The sequence below is a fragment of the Microbacterium sp. NPDC076768 genome (genome assembly GCF_040687205.1).
Lineage (GTDB): Bacteria > Actinomycetota > Actinomycetes > Actinomycetales > Microbacteriaceae > Microbacterium.
Genome location: NZ_JBFBMU010000002.1, coordinates 332,650 through 354,462 on the forward strand (window position 1 = coordinate 332,650; position 21,813 = coordinate 354,462).

20 protein-coding genes are annotated in these 21,813 nt (G+C 62.9%); 10 read left to right on the forward strand and 10 right to left on the reverse strand.

The features are described 5' to 3' along the window. The first annotated feature begins 6 nt into the window (after positions 1-6). Complete coding sequence (locus AB0O87_RS07960) at positions 7-999, forward strand: stage II sporulation protein M (RefSeq protein WP_363516153.1); 993 nt, start codon at positions 7-9, stop codon at positions 997-999. Between the two features lie 21 nt (positions 1,000-1,020). Here the strand turns inward: AB0O87_RS07960 and AB0O87_RS07965 are convergent, their stop codons facing one another. From AB0O87_RS07965 to AB0O87_RS07985, 5 genes are all read right to left on the reverse strand, one after another. Continuing rightward, positions 1,021-2,328, reverse strand: a complete 1,308-nt coding sequence (locus tag AB0O87_RS07965; RefSeq protein ID WP_363513816.1) for a DUF58 domain-containing protein — start codon at positions 2,326-2,328, stop codon at positions 1,021-1,023. Beyond that, the gene (locus AB0O87_RS07970; RefSeq protein ID WP_363516156.1) at positions 2,329-3,252 is read right to left on the reverse strand and encodes a MoxR family ATPase; all 924 of its coding nucleotides are present in this window, start codon (positions 3,250-3,252) and stop codon (positions 2,329-2,331) included. 100 nt (positions 3,253-3,352) lie between these two features. After that, entirely contained in the window at positions 3,353-4,510 is a 1,158-nt protein-coding gene (locus tag AB0O87_RS07975) for a DUF4350 domain-containing protein (RefSeq protein WP_363513819.1), read from the reverse strand. Positions 4,511-4,524: 14 nt separating this feature from the next. Beyond that, complete coding sequence (locus tag AB0O87_RS07980) at positions 4,525-5,139, reverse strand: DUF4129 domain-containing protein (RefSeq protein WP_363513822.1); 615 nt, start codon at positions 5,137-5,139, stop codon at positions 4,525-4,527. Between the two features lie 23 nt (positions 5,140-5,162). Next, positions 5,163-6,470, reverse strand: a complete 1,308-nt coding sequence (locus tag AB0O87_RS07985) for a hypothetical protein (protein ID WP_363513825.1) — start codon at positions 6,468-6,470, stop codon at positions 5,163-5,165. A 95-nt stretch (positions 6,471-6,565) separates the two neighbouring features. Between AB0O87_RS07985 and mtrA the strand changes: the two genes are divergently transcribed. The 5 genes from mtrA (at position 6,566) to raiA (ending at position 12,174) form a co-directional block, all read left to right on the forward strand. After that, positions 6,566-7,246, forward strand: a complete 681-nt coding sequence (mtrA, locus tag AB0O87_RS07990; protein WP_363513828.1) for an MtrAB system response regulator MtrA — start codon at positions 6,566-6,568, stop codon at positions 7,244-7,246. Between the two features lie 7 nt (positions 7,247-7,253). Continuing rightward, the gene (gene mtrB, locus AB0O87_RS07995; protein ID WP_363513831.1) at positions 7,254-8,933 is read left to right on the forward strand and encodes an MtrAB system histidine kinase MtrB; all 1,680 of its coding nucleotides are present in this window, start codon (positions 7,254-7,256) and stop codon (positions 8,931-8,933) included. Then, positions 8,930-10,648, forward strand: coding sequence for an LpqB family beta-propeller domain-containing protein (locus AB0O87_RS08000; protein WP_363513834.1), 1,719 nt, complete (start codon positions 8,930-8,932; stop codon positions 10,646-10,648). The genes mtrB and AB0O87_RS08000 overlap by 4 nt, the downstream gene beginning before the upstream one ends. 447 nt (positions 10,649-11,095) lie before the next feature. Further along, positions 11,096-11,377: a phosphoribosyltransferase family protein gene (locus tag AB0O87_RS08005; RefSeq protein WP_363513837.1), complete on the forward strand. Its 282-nt coding sequence runs from the start codon at positions 11,096-11,098 to the stop codon at positions 11,375-11,377. Between the two features lie 140 nt (positions 11,378-11,517). Next, positions 11,518-12,174 carry a ribosome-associated translation inhibitor RaiA gene (gene raiA / locus AB0O87_RS08010; protein ID WP_363513840.1) on the forward strand — a complete coding sequence of 219 codons (657 nt, stop codon included), beginning with the start codon at positions 11,518-11,520 and terminating at the stop codon, positions 12,172-12,174. An 88-nt stretch (positions 12,175-12,262) separates the two neighbouring features. Here the strand turns inward: raiA and AB0O87_RS08015 are convergent, their stop codons facing one another. Continuing rightward, entirely contained in the window at positions 12,263-13,597 is a 1,335-nt protein-coding gene (locus AB0O87_RS08015) for a hypothetical protein (protein ID WP_363513842.1), read from the reverse strand. A 19-nt stretch (positions 13,598-13,616) separates the two neighbouring features. Further along, complete coding sequence (locus AB0O87_RS08020) at positions 13,617-14,243, reverse strand: PadR family transcriptional regulator (protein ID WP_363513845.1); 627 nt, start codon at positions 14,241-14,243, stop codon at positions 13,617-13,619. A gap of 187 nt (positions 14,244-14,430) precedes the next feature. On the opposite strand from AB0O87_RS08020, the gene secA reads away from it, so the two are divergent. Then, positions 14,431-17,235 (forward strand): preprotein translocase subunit SecA, encoded by a 2,805-nt coding sequence (gene secA, locus AB0O87_RS08025; protein WP_363513847.1) that lies wholly within the window; start codon positions 14,431-14,433, stop codon positions 17,233-17,235. Between the two features lie 66 nt (positions 17,236-17,301). Next, positions 17,302-18,528: a pyridoxal phosphate-dependent aminotransferase gene (locus AB0O87_RS08030; RefSeq protein WP_363513850.1), complete on the forward strand. Its 1,227-nt coding sequence runs from the start codon at positions 17,302-17,304 to the stop codon at positions 18,526-18,528. On the opposite strand, the gene AB0O87_RS08035 is transcribed toward AB0O87_RS08030, so the two are convergent. Together AB0O87_RS08035 and AB0O87_RS08040 are read right to left on the reverse strand one after the other, a co-directional pair. Continuing rightward, positions 18,419-19,696: a P-loop NTPase gene (locus AB0O87_RS08035; protein WP_363513853.1), complete on the reverse strand. Its 1,278-nt coding sequence runs from the start codon at positions 19,694-19,696 to the stop codon at positions 18,419-18,421. The genes AB0O87_RS08030 and AB0O87_RS08035 overlap by 110 nt on opposite strands. Beyond that, positions 19,693-20,313 carry an SAF domain-containing protein gene (locus tag AB0O87_RS08040; protein WP_363513856.1) on the reverse strand — a complete coding sequence of 207 codons (621 nt, stop codon included), beginning with the start codon at positions 20,311-20,313 and terminating at the stop codon, positions 19,693-19,695. Before AB0O87_RS08040 ends, AB0O87_RS08035 begins: the two co-directional genes overlap by 4 nt. Positions 20,314-20,410: 97 nt before the next feature. On the opposite strand from AB0O87_RS08040, the gene AB0O87_RS08045 reads away from it, so the two are divergent. After that, the gene (locus AB0O87_RS08045; protein ID WP_363513859.1) at positions 20,411-20,689 is read left to right on the forward strand and encodes a helix-turn-helix domain-containing protein; all 279 of its coding nucleotides are present in this window, start codon (positions 20,411-20,413) and stop codon (positions 20,687-20,689) included. On the opposite strand, the gene AB0O87_RS08050 is transcribed toward AB0O87_RS08045, so the two are convergent. After that, positions 20,677-21,288, reverse strand: a complete 612-nt coding sequence (locus AB0O87_RS08050; RefSeq protein WP_363513862.1) for a hypothetical protein — start codon at positions 21,286-21,288, stop codon at positions 20,677-20,679. The genes AB0O87_RS08045 and AB0O87_RS08050 overlap by 13 nt on opposite strands. A 130-nt stretch (positions 21,289-21,418) precedes the next feature. Between AB0O87_RS08050 and AB0O87_RS08055 the strand changes: the two genes are divergently transcribed. Continuing rightward, positions 21,419-21,805, forward strand: a complete 387-nt coding sequence (locus AB0O87_RS08055) for an Rv3235 family protein (RefSeq protein WP_363513865.1) — start codon at positions 21,419-21,421, stop codon at positions 21,803-21,805. Positions 21,806-21,813: the final 8 nt, after the last annotated feature.

Here is a 21,813-nt window from a genome sequence, read left to right on the forward strand (position 1 = left end):
AATCAGGTGGACGCCGATGCTCTGACTGATGCACGCCGGACCGAATGGGAACGGCTGGACGAACTCAGCCGCGCCCGGCTCGATGGGGCGGGGGTAGACGAGCTTGTCGTGCGCTACCGCGCGGCATCCGCCGACCTCGCTGAGTTGAAGACCTCGGTCGGTGACTCCCCGCAGGGCGCCTACCTGTCGACAATCCTGGTGCGAGCAAGGCTCCGCCTCACCGGCGCCTCAGACAGCATCCTCACGCAGATGGCACGCTTCTTCCGCTTGCAGCTTCCTGCCGCTCTTTACCAGCTGCGTTGGACGACGCTGGTGATCGCCGTGTCGTTCTTGGCTGTGGTCGTCGGCACTGCGGCATGGATCGCAAGTGATCCTGCACTTGTCGCCACGCTCGGGCCACCTGATGCCCTGGAGCAGTACGCAGAAGAGAGCTTTACCGGGTACTACACCGAAAATCCCGCCGCGACCTTCATGGGGATGGTCTGGACCAACAACGCGTGGATCACGATGCAGTGTGTGCTCTTCGGTATCACCGGAATCTGGCCGATCTATGTGCTCGTGCAGAACGCGATCTCGACCGGTATTACTGGTGCGATCATGGCGTCGTACGACAAGGCCGACCTCATGGTGCTTTATATTCTTCCGCACGGCATGCTCGAGCTCACCTGCATTTTTGTGGCGGCCGCTGCCGGCCTGCATATGTTCTGGGCGTGGGTTGCTCCTGGACACCGTTCGCGTGGAGAAGCGCTCGCTGAGCAGGGAAGAGGGCTCGCGACCGTGGCAATTGGTCTCGTCTTCGCTCTCCTGCTCGCGGGCCTTGTGGAGGGATTCGTCACTGGCTGGTCACTTCCATGGCCAGTGAAGATCGGTATTGGCGCCGCGGCTCTGGCCGTCTTTTTGATCTACATGCTCGTGATCGGCGGGCGCGCCTACAGGCAGGGGGAGACCGGAGACCTGCTCGAATACGAGTCAGGTACCGCGCGTCTCGTCACCGGCTGACCATCGCCCGCCGCTGGAGGGTCAGAGTCGGCCAGCCGCCTTCAGCTCGAGGTAGCGGTCGGCGATACGTGGGGGGAGCTCCTCAGGATCGGCGGCGATGGCTTCGCCTCCGGCTCTGCGAATCGCGTCCGCCACATTCTCGGCATCGCGTAACGTGCGCTCGGCTGCGGCGGCGAGATAGACCTCTTCTCGTGAGCCACGCTGACGTGCGAGCGTGTGGATGCCGTCGTCTGTGACGGAGCCGACCAGCACGGTCGTTGCGCGCGACGCGTCAGGGAAAGCCCCGAGAAAACCTCGAGCCGATTCGGCGGCATCTTGCGCGGTGAGAACGACGATCAGCGACGGCCGCGTGGTGAAGGTGCGCACAGCCGCGAACGCACCGTGCCAGTCGGTGTCGACCAGTCTGGCGTGCACTGGCGCCATGGCATCGCTCATGGCGGGGAGGAGCGCGGTACCGTCGACGCCGGTGACTCTGCCTCTGACAGTGCGGTCATACATCAGCAGGTGCACGTGATCGCCTGCGCGTGAGGCAAGGGCCGCCAGCAGAAGTGCCGCTTCGAGGGACGCATCCACGCGGGTGCCATCACCGACGCGCGCTGCCGCCGTGCGGCCGGTGTCGATGATGATCACGACGTGTCGATCCCGCTCGGGACGCCAGGTGCGCAGCATCGTGGTGCCTGCGCGCGCGGTGGCACGCCAGTCGATAGAGCGCACATCGTCTCCGCGCACGTACTCGCGCAGAGAGTCGAACTCGGTGCCCTGGCCGCGCACCTGAATGCTCGTATTGCCATCCAGCTCCCGCAGCCGCGCCAGGCGAGACGGCAGGTGCTTGCGAGAGGAGAAAGCGGGCAACACACGAATCGCGCCGCGCACGCTGTGCTTCGTTTGCCGGCCAGCGAGCCCCAGAGGGCCTCGCGAACGGATCATCACAAATTCACTGAGGAGTTCCCCTCGGCGACGAGGAACCAAGGTCAACGACACTCTTCCGCGCTCGCCACCGGGCACTTCTAGCCGCTGTCGTTGGGTTGGTGCCCCAGCGGTCGGTTGCCAGGCATCGCGGATGAGCGCATGAAGCGTCTTGCTGCCGTGGTTCTGCACGGCAACGCTCACATCGACGGAGTCGCCCATCCGCGCGCGCTGGGGAAGCCGACGGCTCACTGTCACCGTTTTCGCGCTGGCGGCGAGCGCGACGTCAGCCGCCGTCAGCAGCAGGCACAAGCCGATCCACGCTCCCAGTACGGCGTACGCCGGATATCCCGCTAACCCGGTGAGGATAAGCGGGATGAGGCCCACAGCCAGTGCGATGGCAAGACGGCCAGTGACAAACACCTAGATCGGCACCCTGGTCTGCTGCACCACTGAGGTGAGCACGGCATCGGCTGACACGCCCTCCATCTGAGCGTCGGGGCGCAATTGCATCCGGTGGCGCCATACCGGCACCAGCATCGTCTGCACATGATCGGGCGTCACAGCCGACGATGCGTTGAGCCACGCCCACGCTTTAGCAGCTGCCAGCAGTCCCGTCGATGCGCGGGGGCTCGCGCCCAACTCGACAGAGGGCGACTGTCGTGTTGCGCGGGCGAGGTCGACAACGTAGCCGAGCACATCGTCGGTCACTTCGACGGCGGCTGCGGCTTGCTGTGCGGCGCGAATCTCCTCCGCGGTGACTACCGCCTCGATCCCGGTGAGTTCGCGCGGCGAGAAGCCTTCGGCATGGCGACGGAGCACCGAAACCTCGGCGTCACGCTCTGGCATGCCGACAACGAGCTTCATCAAGAAGCGATCGAGCTGCGCCTCAGGCAGCGAGTATGTGCCTTCGTGTTCGATGGGGTTCTGGGTGGCTGCGACGAGGAACGGGTCAGGAAGCGCGCGGCTAACGCCGTCCGCAGAGACCTGACGCTCTTCCATCGCCTCTAGCAGGGCTGCCTGTGTCTTCGGAGGGGTGCGGTTGATCTCATCCGCCAACAGAATGTTGGTGAAGACCGGACCAGCGCGGAAATCGAACTCGCCGGTACGGGCGTCGTACACGAGTGATCCCGTCACATCGCCAGGCATCAGGTCGGGGGTGAACTGCACGCGCTTCGTGTCGAGACCCAGCGCGCGGGCAAACGAGCGCACCACAAGAGTTTTGGCCACGCCAGGCACGCCCTCCAGAAGCACATGGCCCCGCGCGAGTAACGAGACCAGCAGGCCTGTGACAGTGCCGGCCTGGCCAATGACGGCCTTGTCAACCTCTGTGCGCACTCGGTGCATTGCTTCCCGGAGCGCTACATCGTCGGTGGGGTGGTTCTCAGCGGTCACGTTGTTCCCTCGGCTTTTCTGAGATGAATGGACGGTTCTCGTCGATTGGTCATTAGTCTTCTCGCTGACTGTGTGTGCTCGCGTTTACGGCGTCTTCTAGCTCGTCTAGTTGTCGGGCGAGCGTCACCAACTCCGCGTCATCGGAAGGCAGCGGCCCTGCGAGCAGAGTCTGCAGGGTGCCGCGGGGAATCCGGAGCCGGTCAGCCGCGGCGTCTGCCACCTCATCTGCGTCGGCGTGCGCCGCGAGGCCCAGCTTGCGAGCGAGGCGACGCTGTGTGCCATCGCGCAGGGCCTGTGCGGCGTGGGAAGCGTCGCCCGCCTTGGCCGTGAGTCGCGCGCGTCCGTGCATCGTTTCTGAGGCACGGACGGTTACGGGCAGTGTCTCGGCGACCAATGGGCCAAACCGCTGCCCACGCCACAGTGCCGCGGCCACGCCAGCGACCATCAGCAGCAGAATCGCGGGAGTGATCCATGGCGGAGTCAAAGTGCCGAGCGTGTCTACTGTCTCGCCTTCGATATCGGAGTCGTCGAGGCTCGGGACGTACCAAACGACGCGATCGGTCTGTGCCAGTAGAGCGAGTCCGAGCGCGGCGTTACCGTTCTCAGCGAGATAAGCGTTGCTCAGGAGTCGGGATCCCTCCACCACGGCGCGGCGGGGTGAGGCGCCTTCGTCCAGAAGAACAGCAGAGCCTGCAGGGGTTCCAAAGCACGCTTGCACACCATCTGCCGGCAAGAAGAGTCGATCCGCGCGGATGCTTCCTACCTGTGCGAACTCGGCAACATCACAGTTCGCGGTGGCGTCGAAAAGGGTTCCAGGAGCGTTCTCTCCGATCTTGAGAGCGCTCAGCAGGTGCGTGCTCGTGGTGAGAAAAACAACTCGTTCCGCTGGCTCGATCAACGTGGCGAGAGCATCGTCGGTGAGTGTGTAGGGATTGGTCATCACCAGGGTCGTATCCGCGTCGAGTTCCGCGCGTGCTTCCGCGCGAGAACGGGAGATAGAAACCTCCACCCCCTGATCTCGCAAGATCTCGGCAAGGGCGAGCGCACCGGTATCGCTGCGGCTCTCTGGATCAAGCACCCCGCGTTCGTTCGGCGAACTCGCGCTGACGCGGATAGCAACAAACGCCACGAGCAAGACAAGGATCACCACGAGCACCCACCCGGCAATCGACTTCGCCTTGCTTTGGCGAACCTCGGCTGTATTTGTCACACTGCCTGTGCCTGTCACGCCGCCACTGCCTCTGGACGAAGTGCGCGGAGGCGATCATCGGTCTCTGCAAGATCGCGGTAGCTGTCCTGGGTGGCGGCGTGACCGAGATAGCGCACGTCGTCGAAGGCACTGGCTGCGCGGTGCATTGCGGCGGCCTCGGCAGTGAATACAGTGCTGGCGTCGCGTGCGATTGCTTGTGCTGTGGCACCGGGGGCGGGGTCGATCAGGTCGCGTTCGAGCAGGCTGCGAGCGATCGCGCGATATCGAAGAACCGTCGCAGTGTCCCAATCACCGTCTCGTGCGCGGCGTTCCGCTTCAGACCGCAGCTGCGCAGCAGTGCGGTCATCCTGCGCGCCCAGCAGATCGGACCGTGAGCGCTTGACCGCACGCGATCGACGCGGCTTGCCCCAGATGATGAGTGCAGTGATCAAAGCCGCGACGATGATCAGAGTCACGATAATCAGCGCCGACGGGCCAATGGTCGCCCCGTTGTCTGAGCTGAAGAGGTCGGCAAAGAAACGACCGACATCTTGTGCCACGCGGTCGAACCATGTGGGCTGCGCATCGGCGTAGCGCGGGTTGGCGAGTTCGTCCTCTGCCCAACGCCGCGCCTCGTCACCGTCTGGCACGAAGGGACTGTCGGCTCTCCCGCTCATACCGCGTTGTCGCCCGGCGCGGTCCAGCCCCGCTCCGCGCCACCGGCCTTGGGGGCGGGTGCGGATGCGGGAGGAGGCGGGGGCGGGAACGCCGCCGGTGCCTGTGGTGGTGCCTGCGGTGCAGGAGCTGAGGGGAACGGTGTCCCCGCCATCGGGGCGGGTGCACCGTAGGGGGGATAGCCGTATCCCTGTGTCATCGTCACGTGGTCAGGGACCTGTGCAGGGGGCGGCGTGTTGCTGACAGCACGTGCGGGGTCTACCCGGAACGGGTCGCCCTGTTGCTCGTCTGTCCACCCCAGATCGCGGCGTTCCACATAGGCAAGGAGGGTCTGATCCAGGCCCTCGTATCGCATTCTGCAGTCGAGGTACACCAGCGCGGCGCCGGTGCTCTGCACGACAAGTGTGATCGCCTGAAGGACGAGCAGCAAGACTTGCGGGGCGACCAAAACGAAGACGTAGCCGATGATCGCACTGGGCTCCGAGCTACCCGTCGGGGCTACGACCGTGCCAAGCAGCGAGCCGAATATCGAGACAGGAAAGCTGACAACCTGCATCGCGAGACCCATGATCAGGCTGATCAGGAAAGTCACCCCGAAAGCGACCCAGAACCGTCCGCGGGTGAGACGCCAGGATCGAACGAAAGCGGCGCGGAAGCGTGCCTGCTCGAGAACAAGGATCGACGGGACCAGCAACAGCTTCGTGGACAGCCATACGGTCAGCGGGATAGCCGCGAGAACGAGGAGAACCACGACGAGCACGATGACGCCGATGAACTCGACGCTTCCGCCCAATCCGCCAGCCACGGAGGCGGCGACGATCATGGCAACGATCGCGAACATGCCAAAAACGGCGAGCACAGAGATTGAGGCAAAACCCGCGAGACGCCAGAAGGCGGGTCGCATTCTGCGCCACAGCATGCGGAGTGTCGCTTTAACGCCCACCGCGGCGTAGCCGATCTCGGCGGCCACGACACCCTGCATCGTCGCAGTGAAGGCGATGGACGCAAGACCAACGGCGAGCCCTACGAGCAGGTTGATGGCGATGGTGCCTGCAAGTACTGCTTCAAAGTCGGGCGAGGATGGAGAAACAGTCTCTAAGCGCGAGAACGTCGTGAACAGGACAAGCCCCATGATCCCGGCTGTCACAATCACGACGACGAACTGCACGGCGACGGCGAATCCGAAGAGCACCTTCGGATTGTGTCTGAGCGCAGCGAAGGCTTTTCCCAGCAACATCCCAAATGTCATTGGATGCAAAGGAATAACGCCCTTTTTGGGGGCAGGTGTCCACGTTTGGCCGCTCAAAGCATTCCCTCCGTCGTGCGCTCCCATCGTGCCATATCCCATCAACGGCGCGCGGACCTGCGGGAGGCGGGACTCAGTGCCATAGGGTAACTGTTATGACCTCACGTATTCTCGTGGTCGACGACGACACCGCGCTCGCCGAGATGATCGGAATTGTGCTGCGCACAGAAGGTTTCGAGCCTGTCTTCTGCGCAGACGGTTCGCGCGCCGTAGATGAGTGGCGCGCCCAACGGCCCGACCTGGTGCTCCTTGACCTCATGCTCCCAGGCATGGACGGAATTGAGATCTGCACGCGCATTCGCGCAGAGGCAGGCGTGCCGATCATCATGCTCACCGCTCGCACCGATACCGCAGACGTAGTGCGCGGGCTGGAGGTCGGCGCTGACGACTACATGGTTAAGCCTTTCAACCCGAAAGAGTTGGTGGCCCGAATTCGCACGAGGTTGCGGCCGGCGCCGCAGACCAGCAGCGAACAACTACGTGTCGGTGACCTCACCGTTGACGTCGATGCGCACGAAGTGCGCCGTGGCACCGAGCCGATTGCGCTGACCCCGCTGGAATTCCAGCTGTTGGTCGCCCTCGCCTCCAAGCCTCAACAGGTTTTCACTCGCGAGATGCTCCTCGAGCAGGTGTGGGGTTACCACTACAAGGCAGACACACGACTGGTGAACGTGCACGTTCAGCGTTTGCGCGCGAAGGTCGAACTCGATCCAGACAACCCCAAGATCGTGATGACGGTGCGCGGTGTGGGCTACCGCGCCGGGAGTGTGAGCTAGGCGCACGATGGCCGCAACAACAGCGACCACGACGACGGTCGCTGTTCTGCGCGACTGGCGCGGATGGCCGACGATGCTCGGTCTTCTGTGGCGGCGATCGCTGCGATTCCGTACTCTCTCCATCACGCTGATCGCTACGTCCCTCGCGATTTTCGTGACATGCGTGACGATGGCGCTCGTCATCCAGAACGACCTCTTCGTTTCGCGCAAGAATGTGGCGCTCGAAGACGCCAGACGAGCTGTCGATCAAGCGCAACGCATTCTCGATGTTGCAGAGGTAGGAGATGACCCTGCCGCACTCGCATCACTGTGGGGGAGTATTCCTGGTGTGCTCGCGCGCACATCGAGTACCGACCAGCTCGCCGGCTACAAGATCGATGACTCAGATGGCGTCAGCCTGAACGGTTTTGAATCTCAGTTCGATGAGAGCCTTTTGACACCGGAGCTCCAAGCGCGTGTGGTCGAGTTCGACGACCGACAAGCATGGCAGTCAGTGGCGCTTTCGGAAGAAGACGGCGGTGTGACACCAGGCGTCGTCGTCGGCCAACAACTCCTTGTGCCGGAAGCGGGGCCGTTCGAGATCTATTTCGCGTACGACCTCGGTGATGCGGATCAAACGCTCGTCTTCGTGCAGCGGACGCTGTGGATTGCGGGCATTGGCCTTGTGGCGATCGTGGCTGCGATCTCGTGGTTCGTGTTGCGCGCGGTGTCGATTCCGATCATTCAAGCATCCCAGACGAGCGCCAGATTGGCCGCTGGCGACCTTGGCGTGCGGCTACAAGTGCACGGGGAAGACGAGCTGGCTACCCTGGGGCGTTCATTCAACGCGATGGCCGACAGCATCGAAGGACAAATTAAAGAGCTCGGTGAACTCTCGTTGGTGCAGCAGCGGTTCGTCTCTGACGTCTCCCATGAGCTGCGCACGCCGCTGACCACGATCCGCCTGGCGGCGGAAATGCTCAACGACCAGCGTGAAGAATTCGATCCCACCACAGCGCGGGCGGCCGAATTGCTGCACACTCAGGTGCAACGCTTCGAGACGCTGTTGTCTGACCTGCTGGAGATCAGCCGCTATGACGCCGGTTCCGTACAGCTCGAAAGAGAAGCAACGAGTCTCGCGCATCTGGCAGAAGACATCATCGATCAAATGCGCCCCCTCGCAGACGATCGGGGGAGCGAGCTTCGTTTGGTGGCACCGGGGGGATACTCGCCTGTAGACATGGATCCGCGTCGCGTGCGTCGGGTGTTGCGCAACTTGGTAGGTAACGCGATTGAGCACGGTGAGGGACGCCCTGTTGTCATCACTGTTGACAGCAACCAGCATGCCGTTGCGGCAGGCGTGCGCGACTTCGGGTTGGGGATGAAACCCGAAGACGCGGAGCGCGTTTTCGACCGATTCTGGCGCGCCGATCCCTCCCGTCAGCGCACGATCGGTGGCACGGGACTCGGGCTGTCTATCGCGCTCGGTGACGCGACGCTGCATGGTGGCTCGCTCGCCGTCTGGTCCGAGCTGGGCGTCGGCACGAATTTCGTGCTGACAATCCCACGACACGACGGCGTGCTGGAGGGACCTAGCCCTATCGCGATCGAACCGCAGGAGCCACTGGCTCACCTCGTCGATGCCACCCAACCGATTTCTCTCTCGGATGCCCCTGAAGGGTTCTTTGATGAGGAGGATCCACAGTGACTGCCCGACGAACGACACGTCTGATGCGCGCTGGCGCGCTGGCGCTCGCCGCGCTCGTCCTCACCGCCTGTGCTGGTCTGCCGACGGGGGGAGACGTCGCCGCCGGACTGAAACTCGGTGAGTCTTCGCAGGAAGTCGACTTTCTCCCTGTTGCCGCAGGGCCCATCACGGGGGCGGGACCAGAAGAAATCGTCGATGGTTTCTTAGAAGCGGGCATCACGACCTCAGACGGGTGGGCCACGGCCCGAGAGTTTCTTTCCCCATCAATGCAGCGCACCTGGCGGCCAGCGGCTGGTGTATCGATCGATGTCGGGACAGACGAGAGAACCATCAGCTCTTCGATCCCCGATGAGGAGGTCGAAGTCGCAGAGACCGCCGAGGTGCAGGTGCTGCTGGATCTGGTGGCAAGCGTCGACGAATCCGGTGCGTACTCTGAAGCTCTTGGACCGTCGAATGTGGCCTTCACATTGCAACGGCGAGACGACGGCGAGTGGCGCATCACCCAAGCTCCGGACGGCGTCGTCATCGACGAAACGCGATTCACGAACGTCTTCGAAGGGTACCCGCTGCAGTACTTCGATCTGGAGTGGTCGCGGTTGGTACCGGACATGCGCTGGTTCCCGCGCAGGCAAAGCCCAGCGACGACCGTGACCCAGGCGCTTATCGACGGCGCTCCCAGTGACTGGTTAGATCCGGCGGTGCAGACGGCCTTCCCCGCCGACGTGCAGCTGGCGCAAGACGCCGTCCCCGTCGTTGGCCAGGTGGCGGAGGTCGCGCTGAACAGCGCAGCTTCCGGGGTCGATGACGTGACGCTTGCCCGCATGCGCACCCAGCTACAGGCGACGCTCAGGGCGGCAGGGGTCTCCGTCGCGCAAGTGCAGTTCGAGGTAAACGGGCGCGTGCTGAACGCGGGTGTCGTAACGGTCGATGAGCCAACAGCTGAGCTCGGCACCCTCGTGCTGCGCGATGGCAGGTTCGGTCGGATCGTCGGAGACGAAATTCTCCCGATCGGGGGCATCAGCTCAGAGATCGAGGCAATCTCCGAGCCCATCACAGCTATCGATGTGGCCGATGACGATGCCCACGCAGCTGTTCAGCTCGAGGACGGAAGCGTGTACCTGGTCGGCGAGGGAGTGCGTGACGAGCTCGATGCCAGGGCGGGACTGATTAAACCGTCGCTCGACCCGTTCGGCTACACCTGGACGGTGCCGAGGAAGAATCCGGCGGCTCTCCAGGCGTGGGGTGGGGACGTCACAGCGCATCCGGTGGACAACGCATGGCCGAGTGCTACGACGGTGTCCGCGCTGCGAATTTCGGCAGACGGAGCAAGAGCGGCTGCGGTCTTGACGGTGGGCGGACAGAAGTGGGTTGTCGTCGCTGCGATTGTGCGAGACGAGTCTGGTGTTCCTATCGCCCTCGGCGAAGCCAAACAACTCATTCAGATCGATGAGCCCGCGCTCAGCCTTGTGTGGTTGGGGGCAGACCGTCTCGGCGTGTTGATCGACCCCAGCGGTCCGACTCTCATCACGCAGATGGTCGGAGGCCCCGGTACGACGGAGGCGGCTCCGTCTAACGTCGTGTCGGCCGCTGGCGCCCGCAGCGCTGCCGCTGTTCGCCTCCTCGGCGCAGATGGCGAACTGTTTGCGCATGCAGGTTCGGCTTGGCGAGAAGTCACCTCTGGGGTCTCTGTGCTCGGCACCCGCGCGGGGGAGTGAGGCTCCTGCACAATCTGCGGCGTCAGCGTCTTTTCTTCGGGCGCCGGTGCACCGCATTCCGAGCAATCGAGATGAGCGCAGACTCAGCGGGTGCTGACGTCTACTGACTTACGCCGGATAGGCGCCGAGATTTCTGCGTTCCTCCTCGCTTCGACATGTGTGGGGTGCGCGGAGCCGGGGGTATTGCTGTGTGGGTCGTGCCGGAGGGCGCTTGCGGCCGATCCGCGCGAGGCAAGCACCCCTCACGGTCGAAGTATCTACGCTGCCCTTCCGTTCGACGAGGTGGTGGCCAGGTGCATCCGCAGACTCAAAGGCGAAGGAGACACGCTTCTCGCTCGCCCCCTCGGGGCCGCGCTTGCGACAGTCCTCACGCCACACCTGAAGCCCACGACGTGGGTGGTCCCGGTGCCCACATCGAGACGCGCCTTTCGCAGCAGAGGCTACCGCGTGCCCGAACTCCTCATCCGTCGAGCGCATTCATCTCCGCACAGCGTTCTTTCGCTGGTCAAGCGCACCGTCGATCAGAGAGAGCTGGGTGTCCACGCGCGTGAAACGAACGTGCGCGGGGCGATGCAGGCACGGCGACTGGGGCACGGCGCCGAGGCGGTCGTTGTCGATGACGTCGTGACAACAGGCGCGACTCTCGACGAAGCATGTCGCGCGCTTGAGGCTGCGGGCTTCACAGTCGTGGCCGCCGTTGCGCTCGCCGCCACGCCGCGTCGCGGATGATTTAGACGAAGTTCATCGAGAACACATTGACGACACGGAGAGATGACTCGTGACATCCGTCGGCTAGCGGACTACGGTTAGGTGTCACAAGGCGACCACGGTCCGCCCTTGGCCGGGAGGACCGGGACAAGGAGGCAGCAATGGAAACAAGCATCGTTGGCGTCGGAGTGGGTATCACTGATCGCTTCCGAACCGTTGTCGAAGAGAAGCTCGCCAGGGTCCAGGTGTTCGCAGCGCGAGCGCAACGTCTGGATGTGAAGGTCACTCATCGCGCATATCGCAACGGACATGTCCCCGATGAAACCGTCGAGCTGACACTCGTAGGAAAAGGACCCGTCGTTCGCGCTGAAGCGACAGACGGCGACAAGTTCGTAGCTCTCGATCTCGCTATCGACAAGATGTCGGAACAGCTGCGGCGCGCGAAAGAGAAGCGTGTCGATGGTCGGCACCACCCGCGCGGTGCGCACTACGAAAAGGGCAGTGGAGCTCTGGAAGGCATCGACGTCCAGCCCGCATCAGCAGAGGTGCTGCACGCTGTCGCGACGGGCAATCTGCCAGTGCAGGACGCAGAGGAAGAGGCATACTCGCCCGTTGTTATCCGCACCAAGAGCTTCGACGCGGAGTGGATGACCGTCGAAGAGGCAGTGGACCGAATGGAATTGGTCGGGCACGACTTCTTCCTCTTCATCGACGTTCGCACCGATCACCCGAGTGTCGTTTATCGGCGCAAGGGGTGGGATTACGGCGTGATTGGGTTGAGCACCCAGGCGCCGCCGTCTGAGGCTCTCGCATCCTGAACCTGGACACGTGAACCTGTAGACAAAGAAGTGGCCCGGTCCAGATGGACCGGGCCACTTCTTTGTCTGAACCTATAGCCAGTGGATCTCAGTCGAAGATGCCGTCGAGAAGGCTACCGATCACGAGACCGCCGAGGATGCCGGAAGCGAGATCGCCGCCGCCGCCGTGGCGACGCCCGCCGTGATGACCACGTCCGCCGCCGCCGCCTCCGCCCCAGTCCTGATCCTGCGGCCTGGAGGAGTCGATGTCACGCTGAGCGAGTTGCAGTGCCTCCGATGCGAGGTAGGCGACGCGACGCGCTTGCAGCAGTGCCGTCTCTCGCGTTTCCTCTGCGCGGAGGAGCTCGTTGAGGTCGATGCGAAGCCGTTCAGCCTCAGCGAGGCGAGTGCGGGCATCCGCGCCGATCCACCCTCGATGCCCGGCGATCAGACCACGGGCTACGCCCAGCTGCCGGTCCGCGTCGTCGATGGAGTGCTGTACCTGAGCGATGCTTGGCGGTGGGTTCTCCACCCGGTGGCGCGCTTTCGCAATCGCCTCATCGAGTGCCGAGTTGGCATCTCGCAGCTGGGAGAGCTCCGCGAAGGGGTCATTCGGCTGACCGGAAGGTGTCAGCGCTGCCAGCGCGGCTTGGAGCGCTGCAACGGCCTCTGCTACTGCGGGCACCGCAGGGGCGTTCCGCGCGGCGATCAGATCACCGCGGGAATCAGCGACAACCTCTGCCAGCGTGGATTCGGCGCGCAAAGCCTCAATCTCGAAGTCTTCGACGGCATCCAACAGCGCAGACGCTCGTCTCGTTGCCTCGGTCGCGGTCTCGAGGGCGATGTTCGCTTCTTCGTTTTGTTTCGCCGCTCGTCGCCGCTCAGAAACGGCAGCGCTGTGCGTGGCAAAACTAATGAGTTGCTCTGCCTCTGCGGCGCTTGCGGTGATCTGATGCATCGCCGACTCGGCGTAGCGGGCCGAAAGTCGCTCTACGGCATCGTTCGTGGCGGGGATGCGGGCGCTGAGAGCCGCGGCGTCTGCGCGTACCTGGGCGATAATCTCCGGCGCTCGGCGCACCTTGGCGACAGACTCAGCCAGCACGGCGGTCTTTTCGTCGAGAAGCCCCTGTGCCCACTCGCACAGCTGGAGAATGCGTGCGTTGCGTGTGCGCAGCTCCTCATCCGTGTCGGGAATCTCGTCGTGGTTGAGCTGGTGAAGCTGGAAGGCCTCGCGCAGATGTGTGCGCACGGCCTCAAGTGCTTTGCGCAGATCTGCGGTGAGCGACTGACCGAGTTCCGCCTCAGCGAAGGCGAGCTCATCAGAGGTCGTGCGGATTCGCTCGTCTGCTCCGACGAGCGCTTGTTCTGCGCGGCGTGCTAGATCTGCGTCTTGCGCGGCGAGTTCTTCTTGTTCGCGTTTGCGTTTGCCCCAAAATCCAGCCATGGACTGATACTAGTTTCCTTCACGCTTGTGCGAGCTGAACATCCGCTCCCGGCGAACGTGGCTGTCGCGATGGGCGCCCTCGTTTCGGACGTTCTGTAGCGAGCTCAAGCGCCATGGAGTGCTGAGGATGCAGCGCCAGCCGCGCTTCGATGTGTTCTAGCCATCGCACCTCGGCTTCGGCTGCAAAAATCAGGGAGTCGGCCACCATCGACCAAGCCAAAGCCTCGGGGCCTTCCGTGCTGTCCCGTTCTTCTCGCTCACTCTGCAGCACGGCGAGCTGCTGTGATGAGACGGCGTGCTGTGCGCGCACTGTCGCTATCGCATCCGCGCCGGGGAGGGTAGCTGCGACCGCAAGCTTCATCGCCAGCTCATCGCGCGTGCTGTGCGAGCGCGCCACGGACGAATTGAGCCATTGGCTGACGCTCGCTCGTCCCTCGTCCGTGATCTGCCAGTACACGTGGCCTTGTTCGTCTACATCACCTCGTCGTACGAGGCCATCACGCTCTAGTCGCTCCAGAGTGTTGTAAATCTGTCCGACGTTGAGTGGCCAGACGGAGCCGGTCCGCCTGGCGAACTCGTGACGAAGCTGGTAGCCGTAACAGGGGCCTTGTGCGAGGATCGCGAGCAGGCTGTGGCGCACCGACATGTGTAGCTCCTGTCTCGACGAGTAAGTCGATACTGAGCATATAGATACCAAGCAACCCTTCTGATTTGACGCGCGGTGGCAGCGTGCAGACGATCTGCAGGTCACAGGCCGGTAACATGGAAAAGTATGCCCGCCATCGAGATCATCGATGGCTGGCGAATTACCCACTGACAGGGAGATGACATTCGTGGCCAATCCTCTTGAGAAGCTGCTACGCGCTGGCGAGGGGCGGGTCATCCGCCGCCTGAATCAGATCGTCAAGGCCGTGGGGGCGTTGGAAGAGGACATCTCCAAGCTCACTGACGACGAACTGCGCAACGAGACCAACGAGTTGCGTGCGCGCTTCGAAAAGGGCGAAACGCTCGATCAGCTGATGCCGGAGGCGTTCGCCGCCGTTCGTGAAGCCGCCAAGCGCACGCTGGGAATGCGCGCGTACGACGTGCAAATCATGGGTGGTGCAGCCCTGCACCTCGGAAACATCGCGGAGATGAAGACCGGTGAGGGTAAAACCCTCGTCGCCACGTTGCCCGCGTATCTCAACGCGATCGCCGGCAAAGGCGTGCACGTCATCACGGTGAACGACTTCCTCGCCAGCTACCAGTCCGAACTCATGGGTCGAGTGTTCCGTGCGCTCGGTATGACCACAGGCATCATCGTGTCTGGTCAGACTCCTGCTGTTCGTCGCGAGCAGTACGCCGCAGACATCACCTATGGAACGAACAATGAGTTCGGCTTCGACTACCTGCGCGACAACATGGCGTGGCGTAAGGAAGACCTCGTTCAGCGCGACCACTTCTTCGCTGTTGTTGACGAGGTCGACTCGATTCTGATTGACGAGTCGCGCACCCCGCTCATCATCTCGGGCCCCTCGTCCGGTGAGGCGAACCGCTGGTTCGCTGAGTTTGCGAAGATCGCCCGCACCCTCGTGGCAGGTGAGGACTACGAGGTCGATGAGAAGAAGCGCACGGTCGGTGTCCTCGAGCCCGGTATCGAGAAGGTCGAAGACTACCTCGGCATCGACAACCTTTACGAGTCAGCGAACACGCCGCTCATCTCGTTCCTCAACAACTCGATCAAGGCGCTGGCCCTGTTCAAAAAAGACTCTGACTACGTCGTGATGAACGACGAAGTCATGATCGTCGACGAGCACACTGGTCGCATCTTGGTCGGGCGTCGCTACAACGAAGGTATTCACCAGGCGATCGAGGCTAAAGAGGGAGTGCCGGTCAAGGCCGAGAACCAGACTCTCGCTACGGTCACGCTGCAGAACTACTTCCGGCTCTACGACAAGCTTGCTGGTATGACCGGTACCGCCGAGACGGAGGCGGCAGAGTTCATGTCGACCTACAAGCTCGGTGTCATCGCGATTCCGACGAACCGGCCGATGGTCCGCAAAGACCAGTCCGACCTGGTCTACAAGAACGAGACAGCGAAGTTCGCACAGGTCGTCGAAGATATCGCGGAGCGCCACGCCAACGGGCAGCCAGTGCTGGTGGGTACGGTCAGCGTCGAGAAGAGCGAATACCTTTCCCGGTTGCTTGCCAAGAAGGGCATCAAGCACGAGGTGCTCAACGCGAAGAACCACGCGCGAGAGGCCGAGATCGTCGCACGAGCAGGTCGCCTCGGGGCTGTCACAGTCGCCACAAACATGGCAGGACGAGGTACCGACATCATGCTCGGTGGAAACGCCGAGTTCCTCGCAGTGCAAGAGCTCAAGGGCAAGGGACTCGACCCCGTCGAGACGCCGGAAGAGTACGAGACCGCGTGGGACGAGACCTACCAGGCGATGAAGAGTGTCGTCTCAGAAGAGGCCGAGAAGGTCATCGAAGCGGGTGGGCTTTACGTTCTTGGTACGGAGCGCCACGAGTCCCGGCGTATCGACAACCAGCTCCGCGGCCGATCAGGACGTCAGGGAGACCCCGGCGAGAGCCGTTTCTACCTGAGCCTCACTGATGATCTGATGCGTCTGTTCCAGTCTGGCGCTGCAGAGGCGATCCTCGCTCGTACCAACTTCCCCGATGACGTGCCGATTGAGTCTGGTCTGGTGTCTCGTGCGATTCGCAGCGCTCAGTCGCAGGTCGAGTCACGCAACGCCGAAATGCGCAAGAACGTCTTGAAGTACGACGATGTTCTAAACCGCCAGCGTGAGGCGATCTACGCGGATCGCCGCCACATCCTGCAGGGTGACGACATTGCCGACCGTGTGCAGCACTTCATCGAAGACGCCATCGGCGGAGTCGTGAACGACCACACCGGAGAAGGCCACAACGAGAGTTGGGACTTTGACGCGCTGTGGACCGAGCTGAAAACGCTGTACCCCGTGAGCGTCACCATCGACGAGGTTGTCTCTGAGGCCGCAGACCGCAAGGGCGGAATTACAACCGAGGGCCTCACGCGTGAGCTACTTTCGGATGCGAAGATCGCCTACGAAGAGCGCGAGAAGTCGCTCGGAGAAGCTGCGACGCGTGAGCTCGAGCGCCGCGTGGTGCTGCAGGTGCTCGATCGTCGCTGGCGCGACCACCTCTACGAGATGGACTACCTCAAGGACGGCATTGGCCTTCGTGCGATGGCCCAGCGTGATCCGCTGATTGAGTATCAGCGCGAGGGCTACGCGATGTTCCAGTCCATGATGGGTCAGATCAAGGAAGAGTCGGTCGGCTACCTCTACAACCTTGAGGTTGAGGTTCGTAAAGCGGGCGATTCCCAGACAGCTGAGGTAGAAGCCAAGGGTCTCGCCACCAGCGGGGGAGAGCAGCGACTCGAATACTCCGCCCCGAACGATGCGGGCGAGGTCGAGGTCAGAAACGACCGCGGCCAGGTTCAGCAAGCGGCGACCGACCGTGTTCGTCAGGCAGCGGCACGAACGCAGGCGCCTGAGACCGAAGCGGAAGACGCTCCTCGCGGTTCCTTCGGGCAGCGCACCGATGCGGGGGAGGCGCCCGTTGCCGGCAACCGGGAACAGCGCCGCGCTCAGGAAAAGAAGAAGAAGTAGTCTCTTGCGAAAAGGAGGGCCAATCCACGCGGATTGGCCCTCCTTTCGTCGCTGTAGGCTTGGGCAATGACACCAATGCGCCACTTCGATCAGTCGTCGAAGCTCAAGAACGTCCTGTACGAGATTCGCGGAAACGCCCTCGTCGAGGCGGCGCGATTGGAAGCCGAGGGTCATAAGATTCTCAAGCTGAACACCGGAAACCCTTCGATCTTCGGGTTCGAGGCCCCCCATCAGATCGTGCGAGACATGCTTGCAGCGCTCCCCACAGCGCACGGCTACAGCGACAGCAAGGGCATCATTTCGGCTCGTAGGGCCGTCGTCAGCCGCTACGAGCAGATCGACGGTTTTCCCCGCTTCGACCCGGACGACGTGTATCTCGGTAACGGCGTTTCTGAGCTGATCACGATGACCATGCAGGCACTCCTGGACGAAGGCGACGAGGTGCTCATCCCCGCGCCGGACTATCCGCTGTGGACAGCAATGACAAGCCTTGCTGGCGGCACGCCTGTGCACTACCTCTGCGATGAAGACGATCAGTGGCAGCCGGATCTCGAAGACATCCGTTCCAAGATCACGCCGCAGACGAAGGCTCTGGTCATCATCAACCCCAACAACCCCACCGGCGTGGTGTACTCGCGTCAGATTCTCGAAGGACTGATTCAGATCGCCAGGGAGCATCAGCTCCTGCTGCTCTCCGACGAGATTTACGACCGCATCCTGTTCGACGGCGCAGAGCACATCCCTACGGCGACGATCGCGCCAGATCTGTTGTGCTTGACCTTTAACGGGCTGTCGAAGACCTATCGGGTCGCCGGATATCGATCCGGTTGGATGGTCGTCACCGGCCCGCAGGACCACGCCAAAGGATTCATCGAAGGAATCACGCTGCTCGCCTCCACCCGGCTCTGCCCGAACGTGCCAGCACAGCACGCCGTCCAGGCCGCGCTTTCAGGGGTGCAGTCCATCGACACGCTGATTGCTCCGACCGGACGCCTGCACGAACAGCGGGACATCGCGTGGGAAGGGCTGGAGTCGATTCCTGGAGTGTCGTGCGTAAAACCAGAGGGTGCACTGTACGCATTCCCTCGACTCGACCCGAACGTTCACGAGATCAGGGACGATGCGCAGCTCGTGTACGACCTTCTGGTTTCAGAGCACATTCTTTTGGTTCAGGGGACGGGTTTTAACTGGCCGAGCCCAGATCATTTGAGGCTGGTGACGCTGCCCGAGCCGCGAGTGCTGAGCGAAGCCGTCGAACGGTTGGGAAACTTCCTTTCGAGCTACCGGCAGTAGCTTTCACGGGGGTAGTGGGGCCCAGTCGCGCGGCGAGCAACCTGATACCGGCGACCAGTGACGAGCGTGGAGCCACATCGGTCATCGGTCGAGCATGCAGAAGAGCGGCGTCTGCTGAGCGCTGATCGAACGGTAAGAACACGACGTCCGTGATCCCAGCGAACCGCTCCAGCGTGCGGCGCACCTGACCACGCGCATCGATGCCCAATGGGCCTGGCCGAATCTGATTGACCACCACAATGACAGGGGTCGGGGATGTGAGTCTCCGCAATTCTGCATGGTCGCGGACGAACCTGCTTATCCCGAGCGGATCGGCGGAAGCGACAGCGACGATTACATCGGCTTCGCTCAAAGTGGTCGACGTCGCGGCGTGACGACGAGGACCTGCGATGTCGTGGGTGGCCTCGTCGTCTGCATCAAAGGCGCCTCCGACATCGACGACGGTTTCTTCGATCCATTCGCGGCAGGCGTTCAAGGTGGCGCGCAGCCTGGCCGCGCCCAGCTCTGGCCAGCGGCTGGGCCGGTTGATGCCAGGCAAAACCTCGATATCGCCCCCGCTGGTGGTGATCGTCGAGGCGAGTCTGGTCAGCTCGGTGGAATCGAGGGCGCCGCGTTCAGCGCGCCGACATGCGGCAGCTATGCCTGGAGCGTCGTCACTCAGGCCCAAGAGCAGCGATAGTGCGGGAGCGACCGTATCGGCGTCGACCAGTCCGACGCTGCGGCCAGCGCGTGCGAACTCGACCGCAAGCTGGATCGCCACCGTGGAGCGTCCTGGGGCACCATGCGAGCCCCATACGGCGATGACGCGATGAGGATCCCGCGATGGCGGTACGAGCACGGCTGGAGCTTCTGCAGCAAGCGCAGCGGCGACTTCCCATCCGGCCGCGTCTGGCCTCAACGATGCGGCGAGTCCGAGGCGCCCCAACAGGCGGCTGTCTGCGCCGCCCAGGGCAATGATGCGCACACCTGCTCGATCGCACGCGGAAACCAGTTCGGGCGTCAATGCCTCTCGTACCGCATGCACCACGATCGCCTCGGCGTGGGGAGGCACCGCGGTGATGACTTCACTCGGAGTTGTTATCGCCAGAACATTGATGCCTTCCAACTCCAGTTCTGCTGCGAGTTCAGTCGCGCGCGGTTGCGGAATCGCGACAACGACCGAGGTCATGAACCGTTCCCGACAGGAACCACCGAAAGCACTGACCCGCCGGTGATCGCGGAGAGAACATCAGCGACGTCAGGTCTGTTGATCACAACCTCTAGCTGCGTGCCGGAGTCGGCGAGCATTCCCTCTGGCTCGCGCACATCGCGGACAATCACCTCCGCCACCAGGATGCGGGGAGTTTCGTATGAGCGGCCCTCATCCACAGGAGGCGCATGCCAGACCTCGACGATCGTGCCAGCCTGCACGCCTTCGGGAACACCGGTACTGCTCTGGATCACGAGTGTCGTGGTGCGACTGTCTTCTGCGTCCATTGAGGCAGACGACGGGACGAGCTCCCCCTCCGCCAGCGTGCGCGCAGCCACCTGTCCCGATGTCAGGTCTTCGGGGCCAAGGTACTCATCAGTAAGAGACCCGAGGCTCACCTCGACCACTTGAAAATCTTCGGATGCGAGCGCCTCTCCTTGCGTGATGGTGCGGTTGGCTTGCAAGACGGGGGCCGCATCATCGGCCGACGCCACGATGAGCCAGACGCCGCCGATGGACAGTGCCACGAGAACGATGCCCACAAGAAAACGGATGTCGCCCATGACCGCGCGTCGCGGTCGAGGAAGGGATGCCATGGGCACATCGTCACAGAAAATGGATGCCGACCCCGGTACTTATCCACAGGGCGGGAACAGGCTGACCTTGGGTACATGTCTAGGGGAGAATAAGCACATGCCCCTTCCACCCGCGCACGCATCGCGGTTCCTCGCTCCTGCACAGGTCGCTGAGCTGTTGGATATCGAGGTCGATGAGGTAATCGCCCTCGTGCACGAGGGGCGACTCCGCGGGGCACAGCTCGGAGTTCCACCGCGCTGGCGTGTGGAGGAATCTAGCTTGGAAGGCTACGTCGCTGAAGAGTCAGAGACGTCGCGGCGGATGGCGCTGTGGAGACAATCACAGGCGGCGAGCTTCCCCGAGGTGTGGGGAGCTTCTTCCGCTCACGGCAGTTGAGAACCAGGAGTTCTCACTTCCACCAAAGAAGCGAACGGCACGATGCGGTGCCCCCGTACGGCTGCAGCGAGGCGGGCTTCGCCTGGATCGTGCATCGCGAGATCGAGGTGATCGGCGGCCGCCCGATCGATAGTCCCGTAGATGTCTTCTCCGCTGTGGGTGCTGAGCCTGACCGGGATGCGGCGGCGGGCGAGGTCGCGCAGAACGAATCCCAGTGTCATCCGTTCGCGGAGGGCGCGGCCAGTGTCAGCTGGTTCTTCCAGGCTCGCCAAGATCATGCCGTGGTCGGTGGTGAGTCCCGCTATCGCGTGCAGCGGGATGAACAACGCGGACGCGGCGACTTGTGCGCCGGTCGCGCTGCGTGAGGAGACCGCGATCCAGTCTGCGCCGAGCCGATGCATCGACACAGGTAGCCGTCGGCCGTCTGTGAGGTCAATCGTCGCCGTTGCTTCGGCGGTGCAAAGCGCGCGGAGGCGGCTACGCAGGTCTAGTCGTGCAATACGCAGACGTTCTGACTCGGCATCCAGCACTGCACGCTCGGCCTCCCACTCAGAAGACAGTTGGCCTTCGAGGTCTTCGAACAGACGGTCCCAGTGCATTCGACAGAGCGTATGCGACGTGGGCAGACGGCGTACGAGTTATCCACATTCTTCGGTCGTCGGCGCTCCAGAGCCAATGACTCGGTGCTCTACTTACTGACTTGCAGACCTCCCCGATCGAGAGTTCGATATGACGCCGCATGAGTATTTCGCACCCCAGCCGACATCGACCACCGAGCTCCCAGACCCGACTCCTTTGCTTCGCAGTCTCACTCATGGAGTCCTTGAGGTGCTCGCAGGTGTGCGGGAGATCGATCAGCTTGCCCGATGGTTGAGCGAAGACGCCTTTCGAAGCTTGGTCACAAGAGCGAACCTGTCGACGCGTGCGCGCAGCGCGCGCGGAGTCGCTCCTGCACGTCCGACGTTCGAGATCCGTGCGCTACATGTAGCTCGACCGCTCGATGGAGTGATCGAGGCCGTCGTTGTCGTGGCGGGCCCTGGCCGCACGCGTGCTGTTGCCGTTCGGCTTGAGGGGATCGATCGTCGTTGGCGCGCGACATCGCTGGCTATTCTTTGAGCGTTCTG